This is a genomic window from Aquimonas sp., from assembly GCF_044377145.1.
GTDB lineage: Bacteria > Pseudomonadota > Gammaproteobacteria > Xanthomonadales > Xanthomonadaceae > Aquimonas.
Window position 1 is genome coordinate 1 of record NZ_JBILJQ010000154.1, and the last position, 4,098, is coordinate 4,098.

The window sequence follows — 4,098 nt, forward strand, 5'->3', positions numbered from 1 at the left end:
CGAGCGCACATGCGCTTGCCAACCCCACATCGCTGAACACCGCATCGCACCACTCCTCCGTTTGGAATGGTTGTCAGGGTCGGCGTGATGAGGTCACGGCGGTAGGTGGGGTGGGCGGACGCTTACGGGCGGATGCTGCCGGCTTCAACGGCACGCGCCATCCTCTCTCCGGCGCCCATGAAGCGGTAGGCCGCGGGGCCGAGCGCAATGCAGGCGAGGTGTGCCACAGCGGCCAACGCACTCAGCGCCGCCGCGACAATGAGCAGGATCGAGCTGGCGTTGAGCATGCGTGTCCCGGATGCGGCCTGAAGATCTGGATGCGGGGTGGGCGAGGGCGATCGAGTATGGACGACCAGCGCTGTTCGGAGATCAGGTCGAATGCTCAGCGAAGCCCCTTGCGAACCACCAGCTTGAGCCCGGACCAGATCTCGGTGACCGCACAGACCTTGATGTCCACGAAGCCGAGCGGCAAGGCCAAGGCCCGGATCGTGTCCTCGGTGATCGTTGTTGGAACCTTGGACGACTTCTTCGGCCACGAGATCCACAGTGCCGCAACGGGCCTGAGCGCCCCGCGGAAATCGCCCAGAAAGCGCTCCAGGTCCTCACGCCGGGACACAAACACGTGAGCGATATCGACCCCTGCGTCGGCCTCGCTCACGAAGACGACCGAGGCTGGCAGTGGAGCCAGCAGCTGGTGATATCCGTCCGGAGCGTCAAGGAGCAATACCCGATGCGCCTCCTTGATGCCGAGCTTGCGCGCAAGCGGTGTTCCGGAGTACCCGGGCGTATTCGCAGTCGTCATGGCAGCGAGCGCCGTGAGCAAGCGCAGCAGCGAGCTTGGACATCGAGGCTCATCGGAGTTCTCCCAGCCATCTGACCGAACGCATCATCCAGCAACGTCGTAGCGCTGCGGACTGACCGACGCCCCACACGCGCTACCTGATCGCGTCACCCGCTCAGCACTCGTAGGGCTCCCAGCGGATATACGCGAGCGCTCCATTCTCACAGCCGGAGACGCAGCTATATCCGAATTCTGGACCCGTCCCGCAGACGGGATCGGGCTCTTTTACTGCCCTGTAGATGGCACCTGCCAAGGGCGTGACGCCGTCCGCCTTGCAGGTGATCGCCACATCCTCTTCGAAGCTGCATTGCGAATCGAACGGAATCGGCTCAGGCGACTCGTCGTTCTCGGAATCGCCCTCCGCTGCCTTAAGTGGGATCACCAGGATCATCACGCTGCTATAGCTGCAGGCACCATCACTGATGACGATGTCGAATTCCGAAGAAATGCCGCGCAAGGTGTGCGAACAGGCGGCAGATGCATCCGCGGCCCAGCAGATCAGCAAACCCAGCCCCATCAGATATCGATACAGCATGCAGTGGGCTCCCGCGATTGAATTGATCCGTGCTGAAAGGCGACATCGGCTTGAATGAACACTTGGCCGCCCGCCTACAGCGCGCTCGCCCCGCGCTCAGGACTGCGGGTCGTACCCGAACACCCGCAACTCCTGGTCACAGCGACACGCCTTGGCAATCCGCGCCGCCCATTCAACAGCCGCATCGCGCGAAGGCAACTCAAGCACGGTGAAACCGCCATTGAGCGCAGGCCCCCAGGGATATCCACCCTCGGCAACAGCGCCCGAAGCCGACACCCGCACCAGCGGCACGCTCTCGTCGATGCCACCGCCAAACACATACACGCCGGCGACTTTCGCCTCTTCAATGACGGCATGCGAATCGCGAACGACCGCATCCCAGTCATCATCGGCCACGACCATCGCGGCGCTGGGGAAGGGGATCAGGTACTTGGTCATGGTGTCGATCATTTCAGCTTGGGCCTGATCCTGGCCGGTGGAAGCGACATGCGCAAGCCGGGCCGGACACGGTACTGAATCGCCCGTCCAGGCTTGACTCGGGTGGATCGACACGTCCCCGACCGCCTCGGAACGCGAACGGGGACAGGCATCATTCGCGGCACTTGCCGAAAACCTGCGAATCGATGGCGCTGTCCCCGTCATTTCTGATTGGCGCGAGAGCTGATTGATGCCTGTCTCGATCCGAGCGACTGATCCGAGCCGGTGAGCACCGCCAACACGCTTTGGACTGCGTGGAACCGATACCTATGATTCAAAACCGTTTGCGAAGATCGGCGGTTCCGTGGTTGCCTCGACGTCAATGCCATCGAGCGTGACCGCACCGGTGGTGCCTGGGTCGAGCACGCTTGCAATGGTGGGGCTGCCGCTCACCACGGTGCCCGAAAACGCGATCGACAGCTTGCCGTACAGGTCGGCCAGGCTACCGCCCGTGGCGCCGCAGAAGGAGGGTCCGCCGCTCAGCACGCCGACAATGCGACGGGATGAATCGAACAGCGGGCTGCCGGATGAGCCAGGTTCGGTCACACCGGGTGTGACAGAGATCGGCGGCGGCTGGATTCCGGGCACGAGCGGCGGGTTCGGGTCCCAGGCAACGTTCCAGTGTGCCTGCGTTGCCGTGGCGATGTTGCCGGTGGTCATATTGGTCTGCGCGAAGGTGATGCGCTTTTCATCGCCCGACGGGTGATGGATCGACGCGCACAGGCCCGCGGTTTCGCTGGGCGCTGCCGGGACGCTGCAGGTCGGTGCGGTGGCTGAGCGAGTCCAGCCTGCCCAGTGCACGTTGAGTGCTGCCAGATTCGGTGGCGTGCTGAGTTCAATCAGCGTCCAATCAGTGCGGTCGCCGGTCGGGCCGGTGGGGGTGGGTTGCGTGTTGAAGGGGTTACTGCTGCCGGCGATCCACGCCAGGCTCTGTACGCCGCCGGATGGCTCGGGCACTACCGTTCCACTGGCTGCTGAACCCGGCGTGCGGCAGCTCGCGCTTTCATAGTTGAACAGCGCCACCACCTGAGCCCCGTTGGCCGCAGTGATCCCGCAATGGGATGCCGTCGACAACAGCATGCGGCGATTGTTGGCGGTGTTGTTGATCAGCCCGCCGGTGCACAGGCCGGCACCACCGATCAGCAAGCGCGCGACCGAGCGGCGTTGGGCGTTCCAGGGGTCGCCGGCGGCAAGGCAGGCAACGTCCATGTTGCACGAGCCGGACTTCTGCCGCGGATTGATCGCACCGAAGCCACGGTAACCCTGACCCACGCGCTGCAGCACCAGGTCGACGGCCCCGCGCTGATCGGTGGGCACGTCCAGCACCAGCACAGCCTGGCCGCCCGGCATCAGCGGTGTCCACCACTGGCCGTGCGGCAACTCGTCCTCGTGCGTGTACGGGCCCAGCTGCAGTGACCCGTCGGGGGAGAACACACGGAGCTGCGCCCCGGGTGGAAGGTCGAACCGCGAGAACCCGAAGTTGAGGTGCACGGCATCTCCGGCGTCGATCGCCAACGTCCAGCGCTCGCCGTCGGCGTCGCGCGTCCAGCGCCCGGCATCGGTCGTGGAAACCATCACATCGACCGGCCGTGCAAAGCGCCATGGACGGCCCTTGCCGTCGGTCAGGGCATCGGTCGCGGCCAAGGCGTCGCGATCGAGCGGAGGCAGGCGCATGGACGGCGCCTCGATCAAGGACGCTTTTTCGATCTGGTAAGCGCTGGCCGGTCGGTTGCCATCCCCGGCATGGGCCGGCGCGGCGACGAACAGGGCGATGGCAGCTGGCAGCAGATAATGACGTGAGCGCATGCAGGTTCCCCTTTGGCGTGTGGGCAGCGAGGCGCCAAGCGCGATCATTCGATGCTTGGCGTCGGTGCGCGAGTCTACGGAGCTTCATCATCGGTGACTATCTGAGCTGCGCGCCGTCCTGCCGCCGGCCGAGCCCAGAACGCGAAGAACGCTGCTGTGTCGACACTGCGGTCAACCGATGCGGATTCGGCCTGCGGCACCGACGGGACCACGCATTGAATGCGTCGACAAGCCCAAGTCTGCCGGAGGCCACGGCACGGTGGAGGCCTCCGGCCGATGCAGGCAGCGGACCCGCGCGGCGACACGCGCGTGTCTAAGGAAGCTCTGAACAACGCGACCAACTGAGCCCTGGGCGGTCCCCAGCCGATTTTTTCGGACCTTCAGCCTGCTATCGCTCACCTATTTTGATTCTTCGACTCGCCCAAGGCTCTTTCGAACC

The 4,098-nt window shown here is 64.7% G+C and carries 5 protein-coding genes; all 5 read right to left on the reverse strand.

Annotation, left to right across the window (positions count from 1 at the left end; genetic code table 11):
• Positions 1–122 precede the first annotated feature (122 nt).
• Positions 123–287: a hypothetical protein gene (locus ACIQ7H_RS21900; protein ID WP_395795569.1), complete on the reverse strand. Its 165-nt coding sequence runs from the start codon at positions 285–287 to the stop codon at positions 123–125.
• A gap of 95 nt (positions 288–382) precedes the next feature.
• Positions 383–823 carry a DUF3052 domain-containing protein gene (locus ACIQ7H_RS21905; protein ID WP_395795571.1) on the reverse strand — a complete coding sequence of 147 codons (441 nt, stop codon included), beginning with the start codon at positions 821–823 and terminating at the stop codon, positions 383–385.
• Positions 824–956: 133 nt separating this feature from the next.
• Positions 957–1,376 carry a hypothetical protein gene (locus ACIQ7H_RS21910; RefSeq protein ID WP_395795573.1) on the reverse strand — a complete coding sequence of 140 codons (420 nt, stop codon included), beginning with the start codon at positions 1,374–1,376 and terminating at the stop codon, positions 957–959.
• A gap of 96 nt (positions 1,377–1,472) precedes the next feature.
• A complete protein-coding gene (locus ACIQ7H_RS21915) occupies positions 1,473–1,814 on the reverse strand; it encodes a YciI family protein (protein ID WP_395795575.1) in 342 nt (113 codons plus the stop codon).
• Between the two features lie 306 nt (positions 1,815–2,120).
• Entirely contained in the window at positions 2,121–3,659 is a 1,539-nt protein-coding gene (locus tag ACIQ7H_RS21920; protein WP_395795577.1) for a trypsin-like serine peptidase, read from the reverse strand.
• Between the last annotated feature and the right edge of the window lie 439 nt (positions 3,660–4,098).

Coding starts and splice junctions, on each gene's coding strand:
- ACIQ7H_RS21900 (WP_395795569.1), bottom strand. CDS start 287: ATGCTCAACGCCAGCTCGATCCTGCTCATTGTCGCGGCGGCGCTGAGT.
- ACIQ7H_RS21910 (WP_395795573.1), bottom strand. CDS start 1,376: ATGCTGTATCGATATCTGATGGGGCTGGGTTTGCTGATCTGCTGGGCC.
- ACIQ7H_RS21915 (WP_395795575.1), bottom strand. CDS start 1,814: ATGACCAAGTACCTGATCCCCTTCCCCAGCGCCGCGATGGTCGTGGCC.
- ACIQ7H_RS21920 (WP_395795577.1), bottom strand. CDS start 3,659: ATGCGCTCACGTCATTATCTGCTGCCAGCTGCCATCGCCCTGTTCGTC.